Source organism: Pantoea ananatis PA13, assembly GCF_000233595.1.
GTDB classification, from domain to species: Bacteria; Pseudomonadota; Gammaproteobacteria; order Enterobacterales; family Enterobacteriaceae; genus Pantoea; species Pantoea ananatis.
Map to the genome: position 1 here is coordinate 873400 of NC_017554.1, position 23490 is coordinate 896889.

A 23490-nucleotide genomic window follows, 5' to 3' on the forward strand; every position below is an offset into this window, starting at 1 on the left:
AATGTTCCCGGCTTTTTTACGTGCTTCTGCGGCGGTTAGTCAGCCATTAAATGACCGTACATCGCCATCAGGCGACGCGTTACGCCGTTTGTCCAGCCGAAGCCGTCCTGTAACGGATATTCGCCACCGCCGCCCGGGCGGGCACGATCGCCGCTGATATCGTACTTTTCTACCAGCTTATGGTGCAGCTGGTAGAAATTGTTCACCGTGGTCAGCCAGTTAACGGCAATCTCGTTCGCCAGCGACTCTTCCCCGTAGTTGTTTAAGCCCACAACGGCCATCCACTGCATGGGCGCCCAACCGTTCGGTTTATCCCACTGTTCACCGCTTTCCACCATTGAGGTCAGCAGGCCGCCGTTGCTGAGCAGCAGGTGGCGCAGAGCGATAGCTTGCAGGTGGGCCTGATAGGGCGTTGCCAGCCCGACAAACAGCGGCACGACGGCGGCGGCGGTAAAGGCACCGAAGCGCGCACGGCGCCAGTCATAATCGCGAAAGACTCCTGCCGTGCTGTCCCACAGGTAACGGGTAATCGCCCGCTTACGCGCCTCGGCCTTTTTCTGCCAGGCCAGCGCAGTCAGCTCTTCACCTTTAGCATGCGAGAGCGTGGCTATCATCAACTCAAGCTTGTACAACAGCGCATTGAGATCGATAGGGATAAATTGTGTCGTGCGAATACTGGCCAGGCGTTTTGGGTTACGCAGCCAGCGTGACGAGTAATCCCATCCCGATGCCGCCCCTGCGCGCAGATCGCGGTAAACTTCGCTTGCCGGACGTTTTGAATGACGCGCCGTTTCCACATCTTCAATCCAGGATTCGTCGCGCGGCGTATCGCGGTCGTCCCAGTAGCGGTTCAGCAGCGAGCCGTCAGGCATTCTGACCACATGGCGGTAAGCCTGGTTTGGCATCAGCGAGCCCGCGCCATCCATCCAGAACTGATACTCTTTCATCAGTTGCTCCAGATAGCGCTGAGAGCCCTGCACACCATCTTCTTCGAACAGCTCAACCATCAGGGCGAACACCGGCGGCTGTGAGCGGCTGAGGTAATAGGTACGGTTGCCGTTTGGGACATGGCCGTAGTTATCGATCAGCCACGCGAAGTTGTCCGCCATGTGGCGCAGCAGGTCGTCGCGGCCCGACTCCGCCAAACCAAGCATGGTGAAGTAAGAGTCCCAGTAGTAGGTTTCACCGAAGCGACCGCCCGGTACGACATAGGGTTTGGGCAACGGCAGCAGCGATGAGTGCGGCATATGCTGCTGCGGCATTTTGGTCAGCACCGGCCACAGATCGTCAATATGCTCGTTGAGCGTCTTGTCGGGATTCGAGACGTAAAAGCTTTCATTAATGCCCGGCATATAAAAATGCTCAGCAACAAAACGCGACAGGTCGAACTCCTTGCTGCGCTTTTGACGACGATAGCGCATCAGCACATCCAGAGGATCGTACTTAGGCGAGCAGTCGGGGAAAGTTTTACTGTCCTCGAAAATGCCTGACATCTGGACGGCTTCGAACAGCTCAAGGTAGCGATCGGCAGGCGTCAGCGCATCCGGAGCCGGTAAGCCTTCAATCAGCTCCGGCTCGGGTTCAGAATCTTGCATGCGGTCCAGCTTTAGTTCATGGGGATCGTATTGATACTCAACTTCCGCCCCGGCACGATTCTCTTCGAATGCATTGAGTTGCTGGCGATAAGTATTAATAACGGCCTCCTGAGCGAACGGGGTTGCACAAAGAAGGAATTATAGACCTCTCGCAGGCAGGAACAACAATGCAGATTGTCTATGAACGTAATAAAAATTGTCTATTAATCGTATGCATTGAATAAAACACAGTCAATTCAACTAAATATGGCGGGTTTAGCCGTAAATGCATTTCAGATGAATCTCTTAGGTAACAACGAAATAAATTTTAATCTACCCGGAGAGTAATGTTTATGACGCAGGTGAAGGTGATAATACACAAAAATGTCACGATGGAGCACAATGGCGTGAACAAGACCGCGAAGGACAATTTAGCGTGAAACCTTATACCTTACAGCGTCTCACTGACCGGGATATGGCGGCATTTCGGACTATCAGGCTTGACGGGCTCAAGCGTCATCCCGCTGCCTTTGGCGCAGATTATGACACTGAGCGTCATCAGCCTGACGCGTTTTTTGCGGCAAGGCTACGTGAAAACTGCGTGCTGGCAGGAGCAGACGATCGGGGCCGGTTGGGCGGCATCGTCGGTGTGCGCTTTAATGCCGCGCAGAAACAGCGCCATTACGCCACGATCTGGGGAATGTATCTGTGCCCGGAATGGCGTGGAAGCGGGCTGGCAAAGGCGTTACTTACGGCCGCGATAGCCGAAGCCGGTGAATGCTGCTGCCTGAAGCTCGCCGTGAGCACCACCAATACGGCGGCCGTCCGGCTTTACCGCTCGGCAGGGTTTCAGACCTATGGCACGGATGTGGCCGCGCTTTATGTCAACGGCGTTTATCACGATACCTTGCTGATGCGGCTGGACAAAGAACCTGAACGCTGAGCAATAAGCCTTACGTGCTTCGTCACCCGTAGAACTAACGGGCGACGTAAAGTGTGCGTCAGCTCAGGCTGATCTTGAACAGGCGCTGAAGGGCCAGTTTGCCGCTGTCTGTCACAACCAGTTCGCGGTATCCCGGCGCCTGAACCAGCCAGTGCTTTTGCAACAGAAAGCGTAACAAGGCGGCACCCACTTCGCCTCCCGCATGGAAGCGTCTTTCACTCCAGTCCAGGCAGGGACAGCAGGCTTTTCGCCGGGAGCGGGGCGCAAGCGCAATCCCTGCATTTGCGAAATTAGCTGTGCCACGTGGCGTCAGCCCAGTGCCGTCCTCACATATCCAGCCTTCCAGTTGCAGAAAATCATAGATGGCTACGGCAATTTCGCCGGCCAGATGATCGTAGCAGGTTCGGGCTCGCCTCAGACGGTTTGGCGTCGTGGTTTTAAGCGGGGCGCCGGACGCTACTGAAACGCCCATCAGATTTTCCAGCAGGCTGGCAACCTCGCGACCGGCCAGGCTGTAATAACGATGCCTTCCCTGCACCACACAGACGAGCAGGCCCGTCTCAAGCAGCTTATTCAAATGGCCACTGGCGGTTGACGGGGCGATATCGGCCACCACGCTCAACTCGGTGGCGGTCCATGCCCGGCCATCCATCAATGCACAAAGCATGTGCATTCTGGAGGCATCTGCCATCGCCGAGGCGACCACAGACATGCTGATCTCCAGCGAGGGCTGATTATCCTGATGATGGCGGGAAGGGATCAGTTTCATTCTGTCGCGCATGTCCATTGACGGGTCAGGTTGCCAGCTCGCAAATCGTCATCTGTGAGCAGGATGAGGCGGTTACTGTGATCGCTGTACTGAACACATATATTAATGTCGTTTTGCGCAATAATCCGCGCAATTTCGCCCAGCTCCCCCGGCCGCGCCTGTGCCAGCTTTCTGATGAGTGGCTTTTTAACGTCCCTGACGTCAAAACCGGCCTGCGACAATACCTGTTGGGCTTTGGGGCCATCTTCAACAAGGAAGTGGGCATGGCTCTCCTGGGGCGTAGAAAACACACCGCCCCCTTCCAGACCAATGCCATGCTGGCCGAGAAGCGTGCCAAAGGCGGCAAGCGCGCCTGGCGTGTTGCTGAATACGACATGAATATCAAACATGATGACGTCCCTCCGGCCCTGAATAGTCGCGCATCACCTGAGCAACGCGTATCCGGTAATGTGAAAAAATATGGCTTTTACCTTCTTCCTGCGCTGACTGATGTTCTCTGTTTTCTCGCCAGTTTTTTACCGCACTCTCATCTTCCCACCAGGAGAGCGATAAGATCTTTCCGGGCGTGCTCAGGCTCTGGAACCTTTCAATCTGGATAAACCCCGGTAATTCAGCCAGCCCGAGCGACAACTCAGCCGCCAGCGCAAGATAGCGTTGTTGCGCTGCGGGTACGGCTTCTGCTTCAAAAAGAACAGCAATCATTTTAGATCTCCATGAGTAAGCATGCGGGCAGTTTACGCGCGGCAGAATGCGATGCTTCGGCGTGTACCGAACAATGGCGTGCTCCATGTGGAGAAGGGCAGGGCGAGAAGAGAGAAGGGACGTGCGCCTGGCAGAGTAAAAACCGACAGGGGAGAAATCCGCCGTTGCCTGCCGGCGACTCTGCTCCGGTAAACAACGGCGCGATCGCAGGGCAAAACGCCTGCGATTCGGCTGATCTTATCCTTGTACCAGCGTGGTGCGAATCACGTCCTGGTAAGGCGTGGTTGGACGACCAATAAGCTGGCTCAGCGCGCGGGAATCATCGAACAGACCGCCCTGAGACGCGCCGACATCAGAGTCCGCCAGTAAGTCCGCTAACGGCGCCGGTAAGCCTGCGCCTTTCAGCGCCGCCGCAAAGTCTGCCTGCGGCAGGTTAACGTAATCAACCTGCTCACCGCTTTGCGCGGCAATCTCAGCGGCAAATTCAGCCAGGGTGTAGCTGTGATCGCCTGCCAGTTCGTAGACCTTCCCTGCCTGATCGTCACGAACCATCACTTCAGCCGCCGCATCGGCATAGTCCTGACGCGCAGCAGACGAAATCCGTCCTTCGCCCGCCGCACCAATGAACGCATGATGTGCCAGAGCAGGTGCGATGCTCGCTGCATAGTTTTCCGTGTACCAGCCGTTGCGCAGCAAGGCATAAGGCACACCTGACGCCGCCAGCATGGCTTCGGTTGCGCGGTGCTCGATCCCGAGCGAAAGCGGAGAGGTATCCGCATGCAGCAGGCTGGTATAGGCAATAAATTTCACACCTGCGGACCTGGCGGCCTCAATAACGGCTCTGTGTTGAGGTTCACGCTGGCCGACTTCGCTTCCCGAAATGAGCAGCAATTTTTCGACCCCTGCAAAGGCGTCCGCTAACGTCTCAGGTTTATTGTAATCCGCCTCACGCACGTTAACGCCCAATGCGGCAATATCCGCCGCTTTAGCAGGCGTGCGTACGGTGGCAACAATCTTGTCTGCCGCAACTTTTTTGCTCAATGCATCAATGACTAAACGGCCCAGTTGGCCAGTGGCACCCGTAACAGCGATCATGAGGTTACTCCTTAAGATGACAGTTGGTAAAAGGCAGCCTAAGCGATAAACTAACTTTTAGTAAGTACTTACAGAATTGTTAGCATGGGGTGAAAGCGTTAAATGTCTGAAAAACTGAGCGAAAAATTTAGCCGGGGCGAGTTGCTCAATGTTAACTGTCCGTCACGCGACCTGTTAAAGCGTATCACCAGTCGCTGGAGCGTGCTGATCCTGCTTGCGCTTAAAGATAAAACGCTGCGATTTAGCGAACTCCGTCGTGCGGTGGGGGGCGTCAGTGAACGTATGCTGGCCCAGAGCCTGCGCTATCTGGAAGAGGACGGCTTTGTGCAACGTATAGCCTATGATGTCGTGCCGCCGCATGTGGAATACCGCCTGACGCCGCTGGGGCGTGAAGTCGGGGAGCAGGTCGTAGGGCTGGCAGACTGGTTAGAAGAGAATCTTGAGCGCATCCTGTCTCACCGCGAAAAGGACACTGCCGCTGAATAGCCTGTTGATCCTGACGGGCGAGCGCCTGCCGGGACGAAGCGACGTTCCCTGACCAGACGATGCCCGCTAACGAATGCGCAACGCTTAGCGGAGATAAACCGTCGGCCTTATCTGCAACCTGGCGATGATATCCCGTAGCTTTTAACATCATTTTTACTACTGCGATTATTTTGACAAGGCTGCCCCCGTAAATAATGGCACTGCCAGTTAATGAACACCGGGTCATTTACATGTTCGATATTTTTTTAACATAAATAGCAAACTAATCCAGGCCGCCTGCGGCGGATAAACGCTTTTTTACAGTTCATTAAATATGTCCCAATCTGAAAAATAACCTCAGAAGGGGTAGATAAGATAAATACCCTGCTAAGGATATAAAAAAACACATAATTTCAGTGTGGGATGTGCATTTTAGCCCGAGGCAGGTGCGCGGAGTTGTGCTGAATAACAGCTAAAAACAGCGGGTTGCGCGTTTTTTCGTGCTAAGCCTGTCTGGACAGGAACTCACTTTTTTATCCCCTAATTTAATAACAATAATGTCACAAAGCTACGCTGTAATTAACCTTTCCTCGTTGTTTTTTAAATAAAAGATCTTTCAACAAAAAAATGATCTAAATCAAAAAATACTGTTATAGTTTTTACTTATCCAATTGTCTCTGTTTCACCAAGGCGAAGCGTTTTACATTCGCCATGGAATTTTTCTGTGCAATGGAATGACGTTCTTTGTACATAAGTTGTTAATTATAAGTAACTATACGGTGTTCTATGTGGCAAAGAGGTAAGCAATGTTTGGATTAGATGCCTTTCATCTCGCCAGGATCCAGTTCGCATTTACTGTTTCCTTCCATATTATCTTTCCAGCCATTACGATCGGCCTGGCCAGTTTTCTGGCTGTGCTGGAGGGAATGTGGCTCAAAACGCGTAATCAAACCTATCGCGATCTCTATCATTTCTGGTCAAAAATATTTGCTGTCAACTTCGGCATGGGCGTGGTGTCCGGGCTGGTGATGGCGTATCAGTTTGGCACCAACTGGAGTGGCTTTTCCCAGTTCGCGGGCAGTATTACCGGCCCCTTGCTGACCTATGAAGTCTTAACGGCGTTCTTCCTGGAAGCCGGTTTTCTGGGCGTCATGTTATTTGGCTGGAACCGCGTCGGTCCGGGCCTGCACTACTTTGCGACCTGCATGGTGGCGCTCGGCACGTTGATTTCGACGTTCTGGATCCTCTCGTCAAACAGCTGGATGCAAACCCCGCAGGGCTACCTTATTCAGAATGGCGTTGTCGTGCCGGAAGACTGGTTTAAAATTGTCTTTAACCCCTCTTTCCCTTATCGCCTGCTGCATATGTCTGTAGCGGCCTTCCTGGCCAGCGCCTTCTTTGTCGGCTCCTCCGCCGCCTGGCATTTACTTAAAGGCAACGACAATCCCGCCATTCGTAAGATGTTTTCGATGGCGCTGTGGATGGCCCTGATTGTCGCACCCGTTCAGGCAATGATTGGGGATGCGCACGGGCTTAATACCCTTGAGCACCAGCCGGCAAAAATTGCGGCGATTGAAGGCCACTGGGAAAATCCGCCGGGTGAGGCAACACCGCTCATTCTGTTTGGGCTGCCGGATATGGAGGAGGAGCGCACCAAGTACGCGCTGGAGATTCCTTACCTGGGCAGCCTCATCCTGACGCACAGCCTGGATAAGCAGGTGCCGGCGCTGAAATCCTTCCCGAAGGAAGATCGTCCAAACTCAACCATCATCTTCTGGTCATTCCGTGTGATGGTGGCGCTGGGGCTGCTGATGATTACGCTGGGCGTGGTCAGCTTGTGGTTGCGCTATAAAGGTCGCCTGTATCAGTCACGTCCCTTCCTGTGGTTTGCCTTGCTGATGGGCCCTTCCGGCCTGATTGCCATTTTAGCGGGGTGGTTCACCACCGAGATTGGCCGTCAGCCTTGGGTGGTTTATGGCGTGCAGCGCACTATTGATGCGGTGTCACCGCATGGTGAAATGCACATGAGTATCAGCCTGCTCGCCTTTATCCTGGTTTACTCCTCCGTATTCGGTGTGGGTTATCACTATATGATGCGGTTGATTAAGCAAGGTCCGGTCACGGGCGAAGGCGATATTGTTGAAACGGGTGGTCCCGGCCAGATTAAAACGCCAGCACGTCCGCTCTCTGCTGCCACTCACAAGAATGAGGAGCGTTGAGATGGTTGATTACTCTGTTATCTGGTTCGCGATTATTGTCTTTGCTGTTCTGATGTATATCGTGATGGACGGTTTCGACCTGGGCATCGGCCTGCTGTTTCCCTTTAATAAGGATGCAGGTGAGCGCGACATGATGGTGAATACCGTTGCGCCGGTCTGGGATGGTAATGAAACCTGGCTGGTGCTCGGCGGTGCGGGCCTGTATGGCGCTTTCCCACTGGCCTATGCGGTGATTGCGGATGCGCTTTCCATTCCGCTTACCGCGATGCTGATTGGGCTGATATTTCGCGGCGTGGCATTTGAGTTCCGCTTCAAGGCCGTGGAGCATCACCGGGCGTTCTGGGACAAATCGTTTATCGCCGGTTCGCTGCTGGCAACCTTCAGCCAGGGGGTTGCGGTGGGTGCCATGCTGGATGGCATTCCGGTATCAGGTCGTAGCTTCGCCGGTTCCACACTGGACTGGCTGGCGCCGTTCCCGCTGTTCTGCGGCGTAGGACTGGTGGTGGCCTATGCACTTCTGGGCTGTACCTGGCTCATTATGAAAACCGAGCATGAGCTGCATCGCAAGATGTCCGCTCTGGCAACGCCGTTGCTTATCGCGCTGCTGGTGATTATCGGCGTGATCAGCATCTGGACGCCGTTTACGCATGAGAATATTTCGCACCGCTGGTTCAGCATGCCGAATCTGTTCTGGTTCCTGCCGGTGCCAGTCCTGGTCGTGCTGAGTGCCTGGGGGCTGAGAAGGGCGATCAAGCGTGAGGCGCACTATTCGCCTTTCCTTCTCACCTTAGCGCTGATTTTCCTGGGCTTCTCAGGTCTGGGTATCAGTATCTGGCCGAATATTATTCCGCCATCGGTATCGATCTGGCAGGCGGCGTCACCGCCTCAGAGCCAGGCCTTTATGCTGGTGGGTAGCCTGCTGATTATCCCGATGATCCTGGGCTACACCTTCTGGAGCTACTACGTGTTCCGCGGAAAAATCAAAGCAGACGAAGGATACCATTGATATGCAAACCCAGGTCGACAGCAAAGAACGTCAGAATGAAACCCGGTCGCCGTGGTGGAAACGTGTGCTGTGGCTGGTGGTCATCTATGGGGCAAGTGTGCTGGCGCTCGGTGTGGTGGCCACGCTGTTCAGAATGATGATGACCGCCGCCGGTATGCGAAGCCACTGAGGATTTCTTCTCCGTACGTTTCTTAACCGCAGTACGCGCGCTTTACGCCAGGCTGCACTCTGCCTGTCTACTCAGCCAGCCTTCGGGCTGGCTTTTTAAATAGTAACCCAGGCAATTAATGCGCTTTTTGCCTTTCCACCCTCTCGTTTACCCGGTGCTTCATTACAATCCCTAAGGCTTTTTGTTACTCTTTTATGACGAATTTCCCTTCTGTTTTCTGTTCATACATCAATGCTAAGTCAAACCATAAAAAAACAGCATATTAATGATTTAGTCGACTGGATTGAGGCCAATCTCACCAACGATATCAATATCGACCAGATTACCCTCAAGTCTGGCTACTCCAAATGGCATATGCAGCGTCTGTTTAAAGAGATGACCGGGCAAACCCTGGCGGCCTATACCCGAAAACGACGCCTGACTCTCGCCGCCATGGCGCTGCGGCTGACCCGGATGCCGTTGATTGATATTGCGGTGCGCTTCGGCTTCGAAAATCAGCAGAATTTTAACCGGGTCTTTAAAAACCACTTTATGATGACGCCAGGCGCCTTCCGTCGCCACAGAGTCTTACCTGTGCGCCATTTTCACGGCCGCATTGCGCAGCGCGCACCAGTCAAGCAGGCGGTGCTGGTTATACGTGAAGAAGCCCTTCAGCTACAGGGTGAGACACTGGAATGGGAGTGTCGCTATGGCGACTATATAAGCGACCGCCATCATCGCGTTGCTGAGCAGGTGCGCCAGGTTGTTCGCGCCCGTCACGGGGCTGCGCAGGGCTGGCTGGGGTTCCAGTACGGGCCGGGGAACGGCTCTGTCGAGCAGCAGCATATTAGCCTGTTTCGTGGCCTGGAAGCACAGCAAACGGCTGATGCACATTCCGCCCTGCCGGTTCGCACCATTGCGCCAGGCCTCTACGCCAGCCTCGCGTGGAGCGGGTCGCCGGACCAGCTCACGCGCTTCATCGCAGACATTTATTATCTGCATTTGCCCAAGCTGGGCGTAGCCTGTCGGCCGGGGATGGATTTACTGTGTCTGGACTTGGCCCGAAGCACGCAGGACAGAATCGAAGGCGTATTTTTCATCCCGGTGACCCAGGGCTGAATGCACATAACGTGCGCCATAATGTGATAAAGCGCACGATTTTATAAGCGGATTAGCTGTGCAGGCGTAAAATTCTTCCTGAAGCTCACAGAGGCGCCATTACCACGGCTTTTATTTCTCAGGGCTGGAATATTCACCTGCTTTCTACGCCTTATCAGGCTAAAACACATGATTAAAATCTCTCAGATATCAGCGATGCTGCTGGCTATCGCGCTGTGTGCGGCCCCAACGTTGGCTGCCGCACAACTGACCGATCCTGCCAATGTGCCCACAGGGTTACATCCTGGATCGCAGGGGACGCATAGCGAGATACTCGGTGACAGCTCCCTGCCGCAAGGCAGTGGACAAAACCCGGCGCGGTAACCACGTTATTACCGCTATCCCCTTAAAAGGCGCCTGAGCGCCTTTTTCGTTTTCTGTGCATCCTTCCTTTTTGTCCGCGTTTTTTCACAACGTATCGCATTTTTAGTCATTGTTCTTAAGATATATCATGGCTATTCTTAGCGAGTTTATATGAGAATGATTTCTATTTACTTAAGCGGCGCGAAAACAGCTTCTTTGCATGCAGCCGCGTTTACGGAGAGTCCTCGTGCCTACATCTTATTCCCGCCGCTTACCTGAACGCGTGCGTAACGAACTGCGCTTCCGCGCTATCCACGTCGCCGAGAAAACCCGAATTGCCGGGACGTTCTGGCGCATTGTCTTCACGGGCGACGATCTGAAGGGGTTTCATTCTCCCGGTTTTGACGATCACATTAAGGTCTTCTTTCCCCCTGCTGACGGCGCGCCGCTGGCACTGCCGACGATCAACGATGACGGTATTCAGTGGCAAGGCGGATTGCGTCCTGTCGCGCGCGACTATACGCCGCTGGCGTTTGATGGTGCGTCATCGCTGACGCTGGATTTTTATATCCACGACAGCGGTGTTGCCAGCGACTGGGCATCCCAGGCACAGCCGGGTGACAGATTGATCATTGGTGGGCCGCGTGGCTCTCTGCTGGTGCCAACGGATTATGCTTTTCAGCTTTACGTCTGTGACGAAACCGGGTTGCCTGCTTTCAGGCGGCGTAGCAGTAGTGTGGAGGCTCAGGCGCTGCATCTGTTTGCCTGTGCTGATGAGGTGACCGGACAAGCCTACCTGGGAGATACCGGTAATGCCTCTGTTAACTGGCTTGGCAGCGGCAAGATGACGCTGGCGGATTTACCACATTTGACGGCCGCGCTGGACAGGATCGCGATTCCGCAGCACGACGCTTTTATCTGGCTGACCGGAGAAGGGCAGTTCGTAAAACAGCTGTGTGACTATTTCACCACACAGCGCGGGGTTGACGCTGACCTGGTGCGCGCCGTAGCCTACTGGCATCAAAAACCCGCTGTCGTTCGTTAACTGAATTTAAGTGACCTGCCGTTGATTGAATTTCGCCTGATGGCCCACTACCATCAGGCTCTTTCCACTGACTCAGGCAGATAATGAAAATGGATTCGGCACGTTCAGGGCAAGATAACCGCGATGCGCCCTGCAGTGGACGGCGCAAGCGCCGTGAGAAAATGCTGGATGCCAGCGAGATCCGTCTGCTGATGCTGCATTTTATCTCGCAGCGCGCCACACATGGCTATGAGCTGATTAAATGCATTGAAGACCTGTCAAAGGGCGAGTATTCGCCCAGTCCAGGCATCATTTACCCGAATCTGACATGGCTGGAGGAGATGGGGGCTATTCACATCAGTGACCCTCAGGCTGCACGTAAGGCTTACGTGCTCACCGAAACGGGGCAGGCCATGCTAAAGCACGATGCACAGCCGCTGTCAGGTCTCATCGACCGGTTATCGTCTTTGGCAGTGCTGGTCAACAACCGCAGCATTCCTGAAATTGAGCAGGCGATCGATCATTTTAAAACTGCCCTGAACACGCGTCTGGCGCAGCAGGACATTACCGATGAAACCCGGCAAACAATCGTCGCTGCTCTGATGACTGCGGCAGAGGATATCAGCCGCAGTTAATCTGACGTGGACGATCAGCTGTCGTCCGATCGGTTTTTATCGATATGCCCTAGCGAACGCTCCGGAAAACAAATATCCCTTACCCGCTGCTTGAGTGCCTGAGCATCCGGGAATCCGCCATCGCGCTTGCGCTCCCACAGCAGATGTTCATCCAGGGTGATTTCAAATACGCCGCCGGTGCCGGGACGCAACGTCACGCTGGCGAGATCCTGTGCGAAGGTCTGTAACAGTTCCTGTGCCATCCACGCGGAGCGCAGCAGCCAGTTACATTGGGTACAATAGTGAATGACGACCACGGGTTTTTGCATCTTTCCCTCTCTTTATCATTAATTAACGCTCAGGCCAGCAGGGGCCGCAAGCATGCCGGCCGGGCTTTTCGCATGGGTTTTCTGTTTTCTTTATACGTTGCTAACCCTGACGCGAATCCTCACCCGTGGCAGACAGCAGCGCAAACCTTACCGCATCGCTGGCCGAAACGGTACCGGTGTGCCCCTGCGTTTATTCTGATAAAACATCAAATTAGCGGCTCCGGAACCGACAGCGAAGGGGCCGGGGTAAGGCTGTCTGACGTGAGTGGGAAGCCCTAAAAAAACAGATGGCGGTAAGTCAGGAGGCCCTCTGTAAGATGCCTCGGGACGCTCGGGACGCTCGGGATGCTCGGGATGCTCGGGATGCTCGGGATGCTCGGGATGCTCAGGATGCTCAGGTAAGCCCATGAGCCAGGCTTGTCAGCAGTAATGCGAGCCTGCGGGCGGGGAAGATAGCCCGCCCCCAGGCTCAGTCTGGATGAGCCGGGCATTGCCAGCAGGTGAAGTTATCGCCCGCTGGCAGCACTTTCCCGGCAGCCAGAAGTGGTAAGGGAAGGGGCGAGCGGGGCAATTCAGGAACTAAGCGAATGACTGATGCGCCCGCCTTCGTCGCCCCTGGCGGAAGGCGAACGTTAAGCGCAGTCAACCACCAGACGGCCCCGAACTTTGCCATCCAGCAGATCCTGTGCGCCCTGGTGCACGTCACGCAATGGAATGACCGTTGTTATCTGGTTCAGTAACGCGTCATCCAGAAGCTGCCCCAGCCGCTGCCAGGCCTGCTGGCGCAGCGGTTTAGGGCACATCACGCTGTCTACGCCAGCCAGTGTCACACCGCGCAGAATGAAGGGCGCGACACTACCGGGCAGATCCAGGCCTTGTGCCATACCACAGGCCGCGACCACGCCGTCACGCTGGGTGCCGGCCAGCACGTTGCTCAGCGTATGGCTACCGACGCTGTCGATGGCGGCGGCCCAGCGCTCTTTCCCGAGGGGTTTACCCGGTTGAGCCAGCTCGTCGCGATCTATCACTTCGGCTGCGCCCAGGGTGGTTTTTAAATAGTCTTCATCGCTGGCTCGCCCGCTGGAGGCGATGACGTTATAGCCCAGTTTTGCCAGCAGAGAGACGCTGAAGCTGCCAACGCCTCCGCTGGCCCCGGTCACCAAAACCGGGCCGCTGGCAGGCGTAATGCCTTGTTTTTCGAGTGCCAGCACGCACAGCATGGCGGTAAAGCCCGCCGTTCCGATGGCCATGGTATTCAACGGAGTTAGCGTTTCAGGCACGGCTACCAGCCAGTCGCCAGGCACGCTGGCTTTCTGAGCCAGCCCGCCCCAGTGTTTTTCCCCGACGCCCCAGCCGGTGAGCAGCGCCGCATCGCCTTGTTTCCAGTCGGGATGGCGACTTGCTGTGACCCGTCCCACGAAGTCAATGCCCGGCACCATTGGAAACTGGCGCACAATCGGCCCTTTATTGCAGATGGCCAGCGCGTCTTTATAGTTGAGGGTGGAATAGCTGACGTCGAGGGTGACGTCTTCATCGGGTAATTGTGTTTCGGAGAGTTCTTTTAGCTGAGAGCGGTAACCTTGTTCGTCCTTATCAATCACCATTGCCTTAAACATGTATCCTCCGTTAGGCGTAAGAATAATCAGGCAAGTTTACGCCCGATGCGCCGATTAGGGTAGGGCACTGGCCCGACAAGTGCGAGGCTTGGCGCAAACCTGAGGCATTTCAGTGGCGATTTCAGTAGCAATGAGGGAGCGACTGCCAGCGTGCTGAAAAATGCATAATTGCGCATAAATAACAGAAACTTAAGCGGTTATTCACTGGTATTTATTTATAAGATATTGATATTTAATGGTTTTATATTTTGCATTTATTGACCTGATATTTAAAGTTGTCGGGTTGTTCCTGCGGATAAAAAATGACATTATGACGGCCACTTTTTTCTCGCCACCGCCCGATAACAGAGGACGCTGCCATGTTCGGTTCAATGTGCAACTGCACGTGTCCCCACTCGCCTGAATTCGCGCGCGATCTGTTCTTCGTCATGTCAGTTACACACACATCGTTCACTATGCGGTGAGGCCAACCGGGCCGCTGCTGTTGGACATGAGTAAGGACTACTCTTTACTGATGTCTATCGGTTTATCGCGTCAGACATTATTCGCCGGGGAAATTTCCCCATTGCCGTGCCTCAGGCACCCACTCCCTGACTGTTAGGGATTTGTGTTATGACACCACTGAAAATTGCTGCCAGCGCTGCTGTTGCGCCTAACCTGACCCTGAATACTGCGCGCGACGTGGTCACGCTGGATAATACTGATTTTACCGATGTGGCGGCTGTTGTCGTCTCGCTGGCTGATACGCGCAGTGGCGTGCTGGCGTTGTTACGCCACACGGGTTTTAATTTACCGGTGTTCGTTGCTAATGCCTTTGAAGAAGAGGTGATGCACCTGCCCGGCGTGACCGGCGAACTGAATGGCGAGCCGCAGGACTGGGTAGCGCTGGAAGCGGCGGCTCAGGCTTATGAAGCCGCGCTGCTGCCCCCGTTTTTTGAAACGCTGACCCGCTATGTTGATATGCAGAACAGTACCTTTGCCTGTCCGGGCCATCAGGGCGGCGCATTTTTCAAAAAGCACCCAGCGGGTAAGCAATTTTTTGATTTCTATGGCGAGAACGTTTTTCGTTCGGACATGTGTAACGCTGACGTCAAGCTGGGCGACCTGCTGATTCACGAGGGGTCGGCTAAGCATGCGCAAAAGTTTGCCGCCAAAGTGTTTAACGCGGATAAAACCTACTTTGTGTTAAATGGCACGTCAAGCGCGAACAAAGTGGTCACCAATGCGTTGCTGACGCGCGGTGATTTAGTGCTGTTTGACCGCAATAATCACAAGTCCAACCATCATGGTGCGCTGATTCAGGCGGGCGCGACGCCGGTTTACCTTGAAGCGGCCCGTAATCCGTTTGGCTTCATCGGCGGCATTGATGCGCACTGTTTCGATGATGGCTACCTGCGCGAACAGATCAAGAAAGTGGCGCCTGAAAGGGCTAACGAGGCGCGTCCCTTCCGGCTGGCGATTATCCAGTTGGGCACCTACGACGGCACGGTATACAACGCGCGGCAGGTGGTGGATCGCATTGGGCATCTGTGTGACTACATTCTGTTTGACTCGGCCTGGCTGGGCTATGAGCAGTTTATTCCGCTGATGGAAGGCTGTTCTCCACTGACGCTGGAGTTGAACGAAAACGATCCCGGCATTTTTGTTACCCAGTCAGTGCACAAGCAGCTGGCGGGCTTTTCGCAGACCTCGCAGATCCACAAGAAAGATAACCATATTCGTGGGCAAAAGCGTTTCTGCCCGCATAAGCGCCTGAATAACGCGTTCATGCTGCACGCTTCAACCAGTCCGTTCTATCCGCTGTTTGCCGCGCTGGATATTAACGCCAAAATGCATCAGGGCGAGGCGGGGCGCCGCATGTGGGATGAGTGCGTGATGCTGGGGATCGAGGCACGTAAAGCGATCTTTGATCGTTGTGACATGATCCTGCCTTTCGTGCCGGAAAGGGTAAACGGCCAGCGCTGGCAGGATGCACCAACGGAAGCGATCGCTCGCGATCTGCAGTATTTTAGCTTTGAACCCAACGCTAAATGGCACGGTTTCGCCGGATACGATCGCGATCAGTACCGTGTCGATCCCTGCAAGCTGTTGCTGACCACGCCAGGCATTGACGCAGCCAGCGGTGAATATGCTGAGTTTGGCATCCCGGCGACCATTCTGGCGAATTACCTGCGTGAAAACGGCATCGTGCCGGAAAAATGCGATCTCAATTCTATTCTGTTCCTGCTGACTCCAGCCGAAAGTCCGGAAAAAATGGCGATGTTGGTGGCGATGCTGGCGCAGTTCGAGCAGCATGTAAAAGACGATACGCTGCTAGCCGAAGTGTTGCCGACGCTGTACCGCAAAAACGCTAAACGCTATGCGGGTTATACCTTGCGCCGTCTGTGTCAGGAGATGCACGACCTGTACGTAAGCTATAACGTAAAAGACCTGCAGCGCATGATGTTCCGCGAGCAGGGGCTGCCGCAGGTTAAGGTGAACCCACAGGATGCGCATCAGGCTTACATTCGTGGCGAAGTCGAACTGGTACCTATTGCAACGGCAGAAGGTCGCATCGCGGCGGAAGGCGCTCTGCCTTATCCACCGGGCGTCCTTTGTGTGGTTCCGGGCGAAACATGGGGTGGGGCGGTACAGCGCTATTTTCTGGCACTGGAAGCGGGCATCAATCAACTGCCCGGTTTTTCGCCGGAGCTGCAAGGGGTTTACACCGAGGAAGGCGCTGACGGACGTAAGTATCTGGTGGCGAATATGATGGTGGGGTGAGGGGGCTGTCGCCTGGATAGCTCATAGAGCTTAACTGTTAGCGCTGAGAAGGTATCGGTTTGTGCCTGCGGTTGGGCTTTTAGCGAAGCTTTCAGTTAATGACTCCGAGAAAGTTTCGCTCGCCAGGCGGCAGGGAGTTTCAGTTTGCCCCTGCGGGCGACCGACAAGGGGCCGCCAGCCGCCGCGGCCCCTTGACCCCGGGCTCCCGTCCTGCCCACCCGCCGCTGCGCGGTCCCTTCGCTGCTTCAGGATTTCTGCCGGACCGCCAGGACGCGCCATCCCTGGCGCGGCCCGGCTCTCGCCGACGTCCTGTCGGCTCATCCGGAAATCCCTCATCCGCTCAGCGGTCGGGAAGGCCGCCCAAAACCCCCGCTTCGATAGCTGTGTTAAAGCCACTTCCTGCATCGCTTTATAAAATAGGGAATGATTTATATAATTGATATTTAATGATTTTTAATTTTAAGCCTTTAAACATAAATTACAGGCGATACAGTCTTTACAAGAAAATTAAAGATCATACAGACGAGGGTTTGCAGGAGGCATCCGGAGCGCTGAGGAAAGAATGGAGGCCAGGGCGGAGCGGCAGGGATGCCGCGCAGAGGACGGCTGCGCCAGGGAAGGCGCATCCGGCCGGCCCGTCAGGCCGCAGTGAGTGACGAAGGAACAGCGACGGCTGCCGGGCGCCGGGATTGTTAAGGGGCTGGCGTAAGCCCCTTAACACGTCCGCCTGCACGGGCAGGCTGAAACTGCCCATCGCCTGGCGGGCGGAACCCTCTCAGAGCCAGAGGACAGAACCCCATCTCCTGGCGGGCGGAACCTTATCAGAGGCAGAGGACAGAACCCCATCGCCTGGCGGGCGGAACCCTCTCAGAGCCAGAGGGCAGAACCCCAGCGCCTTGCGCGCAAAAACCTCTCTGCGCCAGCAATCCCCCGCCAGGGGAAACCCTTCGCCATCAATACCGATGGTAGCTCCGCTGCGCCGAGCTCACCTTATACAAATAACGCCGCGATTCCGCAGACGGATGCTGTTTAGACAGCGTCTGATAAACCTGACTGGGTGACATGCCGTTAATGATAGTGACCGCACGATCCTTATCGCTGGAGAACACGCGCAGCACGCTGCCTGCACCGCCGTTATAGGCGGTAATGACCGCGTAGCGACGCGACAGCGGATCCTGAATGCCTGCCAGATAGCTGCGCTGCAGCAATGACAGGTAAGCCGTACCGGCATCAATGTTGTTCTCGGGGTCCAGCAGGTAGCTGCGGCTTGGTTTGCCCCATTTACCCTTCATACGGAATACATCGACGCCCGCGGTATGCTGTACCACCTGCATTAAACCCAGTGCGTCAGAATGGCTGACGGCGTAGGGGTTAAAACTGGATTCGGTCTGCATAATCGCGAGGATCAGAGACGCATCAACACCATATTGCTCTGCAGCCTTGCGCACCATCGGCAGATATTTATGCGCACGCTTATCAAGATGGTTCGGCACCATCGGGATGGTGACCGAGTAGATTACATGCAGACCAGAATTGCGACGCTGCAATTTATTCGCAATCAAATAGTCCGCAAACGCCTGAGCGCGGCCCTGCCAGCGGATAGCTTGTCCGGTGTTGTCCAGCACCTGTCCGTAAAGCAGCGGTTCTTTACTGATTTGGATATCGTTGACATCAGAATAAAGATCGACATTGCCCGGATCGTCGCCGATCAGCAAGGTGGTCACGATCGCCTGACGCAGGCTGGCAGCGGGATCGGTACCGGAAATGGTCTCAATCGTGATGTTACCGCTTTCAAAGTTGATATGACTGCGGGTGTAATAGTTGTCGGTGTATTTGACGTAGTCTTTCGGTCCGGCAATCAGAACCTCATTGATCCCCCAGATGTTCTCAATGTTATGGGCGAACTGCCCCATCAGGATGTCAAATCCGTTGGTGTCCTTCACCCACTCTTCTGAATAGGTCGGGTTCTTTTTGCCGGAACAGGAAACTAAAAGGGGTGCAATCACCAGCAGGGCTATCAGCTTTTTATTCATCTAAAATACATGCCTGACCTGGAAAACGGCCCCAGTACTGAGGCCAAAAAAAGTTATGCTTCGGGTGGCGTATAGCCTTCAATGTGAACGTCTTTGCCTTCGAACAGGAAGTTAATCATTTCCTTTTCCAGCACTTTGCGATCTTCGGGGTTCATCATGTTGAGTTTTTTCTCGTTGATCAGCATCGTCTGCTTAGCCATCCATTGCTGCCAGGCTTCTTTCGAGATTTCATTGTAAATGCGTTTTCCCAGATCGCCAGGGTAGAGTTGGAAATCTTGCCCTTCAGCATCACGTTGTAAAAAAGTACAAAAAATAGTGCGGCTCATTATTCTTCCTCGTTAATCTCACAGCTGCCTAAAGGCAACTGCTGGGGATGGCGCAGTTCGTGCAAAAGACGCTCTACAGGTGCGGCTAATCCCACAGGCGGCGGCAGCGTTAAGTTATACCAGAGACCGCCAGCTTCATCCATTAATGCCCCGGCAGAAGGCCATGACAGCCACATTGGGACAATATCCAGATGGAAATGGCTAAAGGTATGACGAAATGCCGTAAGCTGCTGGGGTTTGGCGTGAATGCCGCGCGCATGCAGCCAGTCGGTCATCGCCTCTTCACTGGTGAATTGCGGGAAGCAAAATAAACCGCCCCACAGGCCCACCGGCGGGCGCTGCTCCAGCCAGACCTTGTCGCCATGTTGCATCATCAAAAACCAACCGCTGCGTTCCGGCAACGTCTGCTTCGGCTTTTTACCCGGATAGCTGGCCCAGCTGTTGTTAGCCCTTGCTTCGCATCCGCTGTTGAGCGGGCAGATGTCGCATTTTGGTCTGGATCGCGTGCACACCATGGCACCCAGATCCATCATCGCCTGGTTAAACTGGCTGACGCCTTGAGCAGGCGTGACCTCTTCGCTGATTTGCCAGAGCCGCTTTTCCACATCCTTCTTACCCGGCCAGCCGCCTACCGCGTAGCAACGCGCTAAAACCCGTTTAACGTTGCCATCGAGAATAGGGAAATGCAGACCCAGCGACAGAGATAAAATCGCGCCAGCGGTGGATCGGCCAACGCCGGGTAAAGCGGCGACCTCATCATAGTGGCGGGGAAACTCACCGCCATGAAGGTCCACCACCTGTTTTGCCGCTTTATGCAGGTTGCGCGCACGGGCGTAATAGCCCAGACCGGTCCAGAGATGCAGCACCTCATCCAGGGGCGCGGCGGCCAGATCGCTGACGTCAGGAAACCGCGCCATGAAGCGCTCAAAATAGGGGATAACCGTGGCAACCTGAGTTTGCTGCAACATGACTTCGGACAGCCACACCTTGTAGGGTGTTTTTTCCAGCTGCCACGGCAGGGTTTTGCGGCCAAAGCGCTGATACCAGTCCAGCACCTGTTGCGCGAACTGCGGGGCTTGCATCATAAAAAGGATATTTCCGTGATTACGCGATATTCGGGCAGGAATTCCAGCATAAGCGCCAGTGAGAGTAAACCGGAAGATTGAAAAGGCCTGTTTCATACCGGCCTGTCTGTCCCGTGCGGCAGCGTCGTGCCGGGCCTGACAATATCAGGAGCCGCCGGGAGACAGTAGCAGGCCAGACGATGTGAATCCGGCCCGCGACATCTTTCACAGAAGCCCGCAAAGGGCTTTTACTGGTCAGACGTTGATCTTGTCTTGCATCCTGAGCGGGAGGGTTTCTGGCTCTTGCGGTTTACGGTATTTATCGAGCAGATGGATCTGGATTTTCCGCAGCATATCGCCGTTCAGCTTATAGAAGCGGAAATAGAGCAGTAGCGTCAGCATAAAAAACACAGCCGGCAGCGCAATCATAATAAATTGCATGCCTACAAGGGTTTCCTGCGACTGTACGATATTGGGCATATAGCCAATCATGCCCAGCACCACGGCGATAAAGAAAGCGGCAAAGGCGGAGCCGCCTTTCACCACCATCGTCTGCACTGAATAGGCGATGCTCTCGCAGCGCACGTACAGCTTGTATTCGCCGTAATCAACGGTGTCCGCCACCATAATGACCTGGAGCACCCAGAAAAGCGCGGTACCGGTGTTTAACAGGATGCCGGCCACCACAATCAGCAGCGTTGAGTGATAGCCTGCCAGTGCCATAGCGAACAGCACGCCACAGCTCAGTATCGGCAGCGCGGACGCGCCCGCCCACAGAATGCGGCGCGACAGGATGTTTACCAGTTTCGGGAACAGGATTAACGTGACGAGGTTTGCCGCGCCTGCATAAGAGAGGTAGTAGGGAAACAGCCCGGCATCGCCGATGACGTAGGTGAAATAGTAAATGGCAAAGCCGGTAATGATGTTAGCCGCGATGTTGTAAGCCAGCGCCATTCCCAGCAGGCAGGAAAGCTGATCGTTACGGTAAATGAGGGCAACAATGGCTTTTAGCCCCAGGCGGTCACTGCCTGAGGTTTCGTCGCGGGTGGACGAATAGACTTCATGCACGTTTCGCAGCGTGACTAACATGGAGACGATAAAAAAGGCGATTAACACCAGGGTAAACATCTGGAAGCCTAAGCCACGATTGTCGCCGCCAACATAACTGACAAAGGGCAGGGCCAGGCCTGCGGTAACAAACCCGGCAAGGCTGGCGAAAAAGCGTGGCCAGGGAACCAGCTGTTCACGTTCGCGCTTGTCCAGCGTGATGGTAGGCACCAGCGACCAGAACGGAATATCCATAATGGTGTAGGTCATGCCCCACAAGATATACGTCACACAGACATAAATAACCTGCGTGGTGCCTTCAAACAGATGGGCGCTAAACAACAGGAACAGCACCAGCGAGTTTGCCAGCGTGCCTGCAAAAATCCAGGGTTTGAATTTCCCCCAGCGCGATCGCGTGGCATTTACGATCCAGCCCATGATCGGATCGTTTATTGCGTCCCAGATCCTGGCCACTAAAAACAGCGTACCGACGAGGCCAACCGACAAACCTACCACGTCGGTGTAGTAATACATCAGGTACATATAAACAATGCCAATAGCAAAATCTTTCCCAAATGCGCCGAATCCATAGCTGAGTTTTGTCGTTATTGAAATGCTCATCGGGTATCGGGACGCTGTTGCCAGCGCCCGCCTTCTGTTAAGGAATAGAGCCGCAGCCGGACAGCACGCCCGGAGACACAGGCATTATTTGTGCAGCCAGGCGGGCAGCCAGTCCCCGTGTTCGGCGATCAGCTCATCCACCAGCGCATAAATCTCCTCGATGCCCAGCACCGCCGCCGTATGGGGATCCAGCATGGCCGCGTGGTAAACCCGGTCAGGGTTTTCGGTCAGGATGGCTTCGGTCAGCAGCGTCTGCACGTTGATATTGGTTTGCATCATGGCTGCCAGATGTGAGGGCAGGGTTCCCACCTTCGTAGGCTGAATCCCGTTGGCGTCCACCAGGCAGGCGACCTCAACACAGCATCCCTGCGGCAGGTTGTCGATTAATGCATCGTTACGCACGTTGCCGTAAATCACGGCCGGTTCACCTGTCCAGATGGCATTCATAATGGCGCTGGCATATTCGCGCGAGGGTTTGCTTTCAATACGCTCAGCGCGCTTGTAATGTTCAAGCTCGGTACGCCAGTTATCCAGCTGCTCGACGCAGCGTTTGGGATACTCATCCAGCGGGATCTGGTAGCGCGCAATCAGATCCTCTCGTCCCGGCTTGATAAACCAGGGCGTATATTCTGCAAAATGTTCTGAAGACTCGGTAACGAAATAGCCCAGTTTTTTGAACATCTCATAGCGCACAATGTTGGGACAGCGCGTGTTGCCATGCATGTTGGGTTTCGGTACCTGACCGGCTTCAAAAGCGGCAAGCAGTTCCGGGTAGAGATTCACGTAAGCCCCGTCTGCAGTTTTTCGCTCCAGCTCCAGGTAAAAGGCCATGTGGTTGATGCCGGCAGAGCGGTAACGTAAATCGGCCGGGTTAAGATTGAGATCGTAAGCCAGCTCTTCCGCCGTTCCCTGAACGGAATGGCACAGGCCAACCTGTTTGATATGCGGATAACGCGCGTACATCGCCCAGGTGTTCATCGCCATGGGGTTAACGTAATTAAGCATGGTGGCATCAGGACATACTGCCGTCATGTCTTCACAAATCTGCCAGAGATGCGGGATGGTGCGCAGCGCGCGCATGATGCCGCCCGGGCCAAGCGTGTCGGCGATTGTCTGCTCAAGACCGTAACGCTTACACACCGCAAAATCAGTGAGGGTACAGGGTTCATAGCCGCCTATCTGAAACGCGACCACGACAAAATCGGCATCCGCTAATGCCGCTTTCTGGTCGGTGTGGCAGGTGATTCTTCCGGCCGCACCAGCCGAACTCATCAGCTTACTGACCACGGTAAAGGACTCTTCAAGCCGGGTCGCATCAATATCCATCAACGCGATATGGGCGGATTTCAGCGCATCGCGGTGAAAGACATCGCCAAGGATATTTTTGACGAAAATAGTGGAACCCGCGCCAATAAAGGTAATTTTGGGTGCAGACATCAGGACGCTCCATTGCAAGGTTGGATAACGCCAGAATGTCACGCCATTCATTGAGAAACTTCCGCCTTACGGAACGAGCATTCCCGAAAACTCAGATCTGATGCTGGCGGCGAGCAGATCTGAGTTTTTGGGACAAATTTGCACGGAAAGAAGAGTATCTGGTGTGATGACAGGCGAAAACGTCATGCTGACCGCGCATTTCTCGCCTCTGAGACTGGCCTGAGCCGTTCAGAT

At 54.6% G+C, this 23490-nt stretch carries 22 protein-coding genes; 10 read left to right on the forward strand and 12 right to left on the reverse strand.

From position 1 onward, the window contains the following. Nucleotides 1-35 precede the first annotated feature (35 nt). Complete coding sequence (locus PAGR_RS04255) at nucleotides 36-1694, reverse strand: alpha,alpha-trehalase (protein WP_071785178.1); 1659 nt, start codon at nucleotides 1692-1694, stop codon at nucleotides 36-38. A 316-nt stretch (nucleotides 1695-2010) separates the two neighbouring features. Here PAGR_RS04255 and PAGR_RS04260 point away from each other — a divergent pair, with 316 nt between their 5' ends. Then, the gene (locus PAGR_RS04260; RefSeq protein ID WP_014605096.1) at nucleotides 2011-2517 is read left to right on the forward strand and encodes a GNAT family N-acetyltransferase; all 507 of its coding nucleotides are present in this window, start codon (nucleotides 2011-2013) and stop codon (nucleotides 2515-2517) included. Between the two features lie 58 nt (nucleotides 2518-2575). On the opposite strand, the gene PAGR_RS04265 is transcribed toward PAGR_RS04260, so the two are convergent. The 4 genes from PAGR_RS04265 to PAGR_RS04280 all read right to left on the reverse strand — a co-directional run bounded on the left by PAGR_RS04265 (nucleotide 2576) and on the right by PAGR_RS04280 (nucleotide 5083). Next, nucleotides 2576-3304 (reverse strand): ArsR/SmtB family transcription factor, encoded by a 729-nt coding sequence (locus PAGR_RS04265; protein ID WP_014605097.1) that lies wholly within the window; start codon nucleotides 3302-3304, stop codon nucleotides 2576-2578. Beyond that, nucleotides 3283-3675, reverse strand: coding sequence for an amino acid-binding protein (locus tag PAGR_RS04270; protein ID WP_014605098.1), 393 nt, complete (start codon nucleotides 3673-3675; stop codon nucleotides 3283-3285). Before PAGR_RS04270 ends, PAGR_RS04265 begins: the two co-directional genes overlap by 22 nt. Beyond that, on the reverse strand, nucleotides 3668-3988 hold the full coding sequence (locus tag PAGR_RS04275) for an antibiotic biosynthesis monooxygenase family protein (protein WP_014605099.1): 321 nt from the start codon (nucleotides 3986-3988) through the stop codon (nucleotides 3668-3670). The genes PAGR_RS04270 and PAGR_RS04275 overlap by 8 nt, the downstream gene beginning before the upstream one ends. A 237-nt stretch (nucleotides 3989-4225) precedes the next feature. Beyond that, nucleotides 4226-5083, reverse strand: coding sequence for an SDR family oxidoreductase (locus PAGR_RS04280; RefSeq protein ID WP_014605100.1), 858 nt, complete (start codon nucleotides 5081-5083; stop codon nucleotides 4226-4228). Nucleotides 5084-5185: 102 nt separating this feature from the next. On the opposite strand from PAGR_RS04280, the gene PAGR_RS04285 reads away from it, so the two are divergent. The 8 genes from PAGR_RS04285 to PAGR_RS04315 all read left to right on the forward strand — a co-directional run bounded on the left by PAGR_RS04285 (nucleotide 5186) and on the right by PAGR_RS04315 (nucleotide 12041). Then, nucleotides 5186-5569, forward strand: coding sequence for a winged helix-turn-helix transcriptional regulator (locus tag PAGR_RS04285; RefSeq protein WP_014594531.1), 384 nt, complete (start codon nucleotides 5186-5188; stop codon nucleotides 5567-5569). A gap of 785 nt (nucleotides 5570-6354) precedes the next feature. Beyond that, on the forward strand, nucleotides 6355-7767 hold the full coding sequence (locus PAGR_RS04290) for a cytochrome ubiquinol oxidase subunit I (protein ID WP_014594530.1): 1413 nt from the start codon (nucleotides 6355-6357) through the stop codon (nucleotides 7765-7767). A gap of 1 nt (nucleotide 7768) precedes the next feature. After that, on the forward strand, nucleotides 7769-8773 hold the full coding sequence (cydB, locus tag PAGR_RS04295) for a cytochrome d ubiquinol oxidase subunit II (protein WP_014605101.1): 1005 nt from the start codon (nucleotides 7769-7771) through the stop codon (nucleotides 8771-8773). A gap of 1 nt (nucleotide 8774) precedes the next feature. Next, nucleotides 8775-8942: a DUF2474 domain-containing protein gene (locus tag PAGR_RS22960; RefSeq protein WP_013027115.1), complete on the forward strand. Its 168-nt coding sequence runs from the start codon at nucleotides 8775-8777 to the stop codon at nucleotides 8940-8942. Nucleotides 8943-9173: 231 nt separating this feature from the next. Further along, nucleotides 9174-10040: a helix-turn-helix domain-containing protein gene (locus PAGR_RS04300; protein ID WP_014605102.1), complete on the forward strand. Its 867-nt coding sequence runs from the start codon at nucleotides 9174-9176 to the stop codon at nucleotides 10038-10040. A 168-nt stretch (nucleotides 10041-10208) separates the two neighbouring features. Beyond that, entirely contained in the window at nucleotides 10209-10403 is a 195-nt protein-coding gene (locus PAGR_RS04305; RefSeq protein ID WP_015699569.1) for a hypothetical protein, read from the forward strand. A gap of 199 nt (nucleotides 10404-10602) precedes the next feature. Next, a complete protein-coding gene (locus tag PAGR_RS04310; RefSeq protein ID WP_014605103.1) occupies nucleotides 10603-11427 on the forward strand; it encodes a siderophore-interacting protein in 825 nt (274 codons plus the stop codon). An 83-nt stretch (nucleotides 11428-11510) separates the two neighbouring features. Then, the gene (locus PAGR_RS04315) at nucleotides 11511-12041 is read left to right on the forward strand and encodes a PadR family transcriptional regulator (RefSeq protein WP_013027112.1); all 531 of its coding nucleotides are present in this window, start codon (nucleotides 11511-11513) and stop codon (nucleotides 12039-12041) included. 14 nt (nucleotides 12042-12055) lie between these two features. Here the strand turns inward: PAGR_RS04315 and PAGR_RS04320 are convergent, their stop codons facing one another. Together PAGR_RS04320 and acuI are read right to left on the reverse strand one after the other, a co-directional pair. Continuing rightward, nucleotides 12056-12349, reverse strand: coding sequence for an Rdx family protein (locus PAGR_RS04320; protein ID WP_013027111.1), 294 nt, complete (start codon nucleotides 12347-12349; stop codon nucleotides 12056-12058). A 632-nt stretch (nucleotides 12350-12981) separates the two neighbouring features. Then, nucleotides 12982-13965: an acrylyl-CoA reductase (NADPH) gene (gene acuI / locus PAGR_RS04325; RefSeq protein WP_014594526.1), complete on the reverse strand. Its 984-nt coding sequence runs from the start codon at nucleotides 13963-13965 to the stop codon at nucleotides 12982-12984. A 612-nt stretch (nucleotides 13966-14577) separates the two neighbouring features. On the opposite strand from acuI, the gene PAGR_RS04330 reads away from it, so the two are divergent. Then, complete coding sequence (locus PAGR_RS04330; RefSeq protein ID WP_014605104.1) at nucleotides 14578-16728, forward strand: ornithine decarboxylase; 2151 nt, start codon at nucleotides 14578-14580, stop codon at nucleotides 16726-16728. Between the two features lie 953 nt (nucleotides 16729-17681). Here the strand turns inward: PAGR_RS04330 and mltC are convergent. From mltC to PAGR_RS04360, 5 genes are all read right to left on the reverse strand, one after another. Then, nucleotides 17682-18761, reverse strand: coding sequence for a membrane-bound lytic murein transglycosylase MltC (gene mltC, locus PAGR_RS04340; RefSeq protein WP_013027108.1), 1080 nt, complete (start codon nucleotides 18759-18761; stop codon nucleotides 17682-17684). A gap of 53 nt (nucleotides 18762-18814) precedes the next feature. Continuing rightward, nucleotides 18815-19087 carry an oxidative damage protection protein gene (locus PAGR_RS04345; RefSeq protein WP_013027107.1) on the reverse strand — a complete coding sequence of 91 codons (273 nt, stop codon included), beginning with the start codon at nucleotides 19085-19087 and terminating at the stop codon, nucleotides 18815-18817. Then, nucleotides 19087-20172 carry an A/G-specific adenine glycosylase gene (gene mutY / locus PAGR_RS04350; protein WP_014605105.1) on the reverse strand — a complete coding sequence of 362 codons (1086 nt, stop codon included), beginning with the start codon at nucleotides 20170-20172 and terminating at the stop codon, nucleotides 19087-19089. The genes PAGR_RS04345 and mutY overlap by 1 nt, the downstream gene beginning before the upstream one ends. 234 nt (nucleotides 20173-20406) lie before the next feature. Next, nucleotides 20407-21819, reverse strand: a complete 1413-nt coding sequence (gene melB, locus PAGR_RS04355; RefSeq protein ID WP_013027105.1) for a melibiose:sodium transporter MelB — start codon at nucleotides 21817-21819, stop codon at nucleotides 20407-20409. An 84-nt stretch (nucleotides 21820-21903) separates the two neighbouring features. Beyond that, nucleotides 21904-23259: an alpha-glucosidase/alpha-galactosidase gene (locus PAGR_RS04360; protein WP_029569117.1), complete on the reverse strand. Its 1356-nt coding sequence runs from the start codon at nucleotides 23257-23259 to the stop codon at nucleotides 21904-21906. Nucleotides 23260-23490 lie beyond the last annotated feature (231 nt).

What these genes read in the sequence shown, in the direction of transcription:
- PAGR_RS04330 (WP_014605104.1), top strand. Translation starts at nt 14,578, where the DNA reads ATGACACCACTGAAAATTGCTGCCAGCGCTGCTGTTGCGCCTAACCTG.
- acuI (WP_014594526.1), bottom strand. Translation starts at nt 13,965, where the DNA reads ATGTTTAAGGCAATGGTGATTGATAAGGACGAACAAGGTTACCGCTCT.
- mutY (WP_014605105.1), bottom strand. Translation starts at nt 20,172, where the DNA reads ATGATGCAAGCCCCGCAGTTCGCGCAACAGGTGCTGGACTGGTATCAG.
- PAGR_RS04300 (WP_014605102.1), top strand. Translation starts at nt 9,174, where the DNA reads ATGCTAAGTCAAACCATAAAAAAACAGCATATTAATGATTTAGTCGAC.
- PAGR_RS04265 (WP_014605097.1), bottom strand. Translation starts at nt 3,304, where the DNA reads ATGGACATGCGCGACAGAATGAAACTGATCCCTTCCCGCCATCATCAG.
- PAGR_RS04315 (WP_013027112.1), top strand. Translation starts at nt 11,511, where the DNA reads ATGAAAATGGATTCGGCACGTTCAGGGCAAGATAACCGCGATGCGCCC.
- PAGR_RS04285 (WP_014594531.1), top strand. Translation starts at nt 5,186, where the DNA reads ATGTCTGAAAAACTGAGCGAAAAATTTAGCCGGGGCGAGTTGCTCAAT.
- PAGR_RS04320 (WP_013027111.1), bottom strand. Translation starts at nt 12,349, where the DNA reads ATGCAAAAACCCGTGGTCGTCATTCACTATTGTACCCAATGTAACTGG.
- PAGR_RS04305 (WP_015699569.1), top strand. Translation starts at nt 10,209, where the DNA reads ATGATTAAAATCTCTCAGATATCAGCGATGCTGCTGGCTATCGCGCTG.
- mltC (WP_013027108.1), bottom strand. Translation starts at nt 18,761, where the DNA reads ATGAATAAAAAGCTGATAGCCCTGCTGGTGATTGCACCCCTTTTAGTT.
- PAGR_RS04280 (WP_014605100.1), bottom strand. Translation starts at nt 5,083, where the DNA reads ATGATCGCTGTTACGGGTGCCACTGGCCAACTGGGCCGTTTAGTCATT.
- PAGR_RS04275 (WP_014605099.1), bottom strand. Translation starts at nt 3,988, where the DNA reads ATGATTGCTGTTCTTTTTGAAGCAGAAGCCGTACCCGCAGCGCAACAA.
- PAGR_RS22960 (WP_013027115.1), top strand. Translation starts at nt 8,775, where the DNA reads ATGCAAACCCAGGTCGACAGCAAAGAACGTCAGAATGAAACCCGGTCG.
- PAGR_RS04345 (WP_013027107.1), bottom strand. Translation starts at nt 19,087, where the DNA reads ATGAGCCGCACTATTTTTTGTACTTTTTTACAACGTGATGCTGAAGGG.
- PAGR_RS04270 (WP_014605098.1), bottom strand. Translation starts at nt 3,675, where the DNA reads ATGTTTGATATTCATGTCGTATTCAGCAACACGCCAGGCGCGCTTGCC.
- cydB (WP_014605101.1), top strand. Translation starts at nt 7,769, where the DNA reads ATGGTTGATTACTCTGTTATCTGGTTCGCGATTATTGTCTTTGCTGTT.
- melB (WP_013027105.1), bottom strand. Translation starts at nt 21,819, where the DNA reads ATGAGCATTTCAATAACGACAAAACTCAGCTATGGATTCGGCGCATTT.
- PAGR_RS04310 (WP_014605103.1), top strand. Translation starts at nt 10,603, where the DNA reads ATGCAGCCGCGTTTACGGAGAGTCCTCGTGCCTACATCTTATTCCCGC.
- PAGR_RS04290 (WP_014594530.1), top strand. Translation starts at nt 6,355, where the DNA reads ATGTTTGGATTAGATGCCTTTCATCTCGCCAGGATCCAGTTCGCATTT.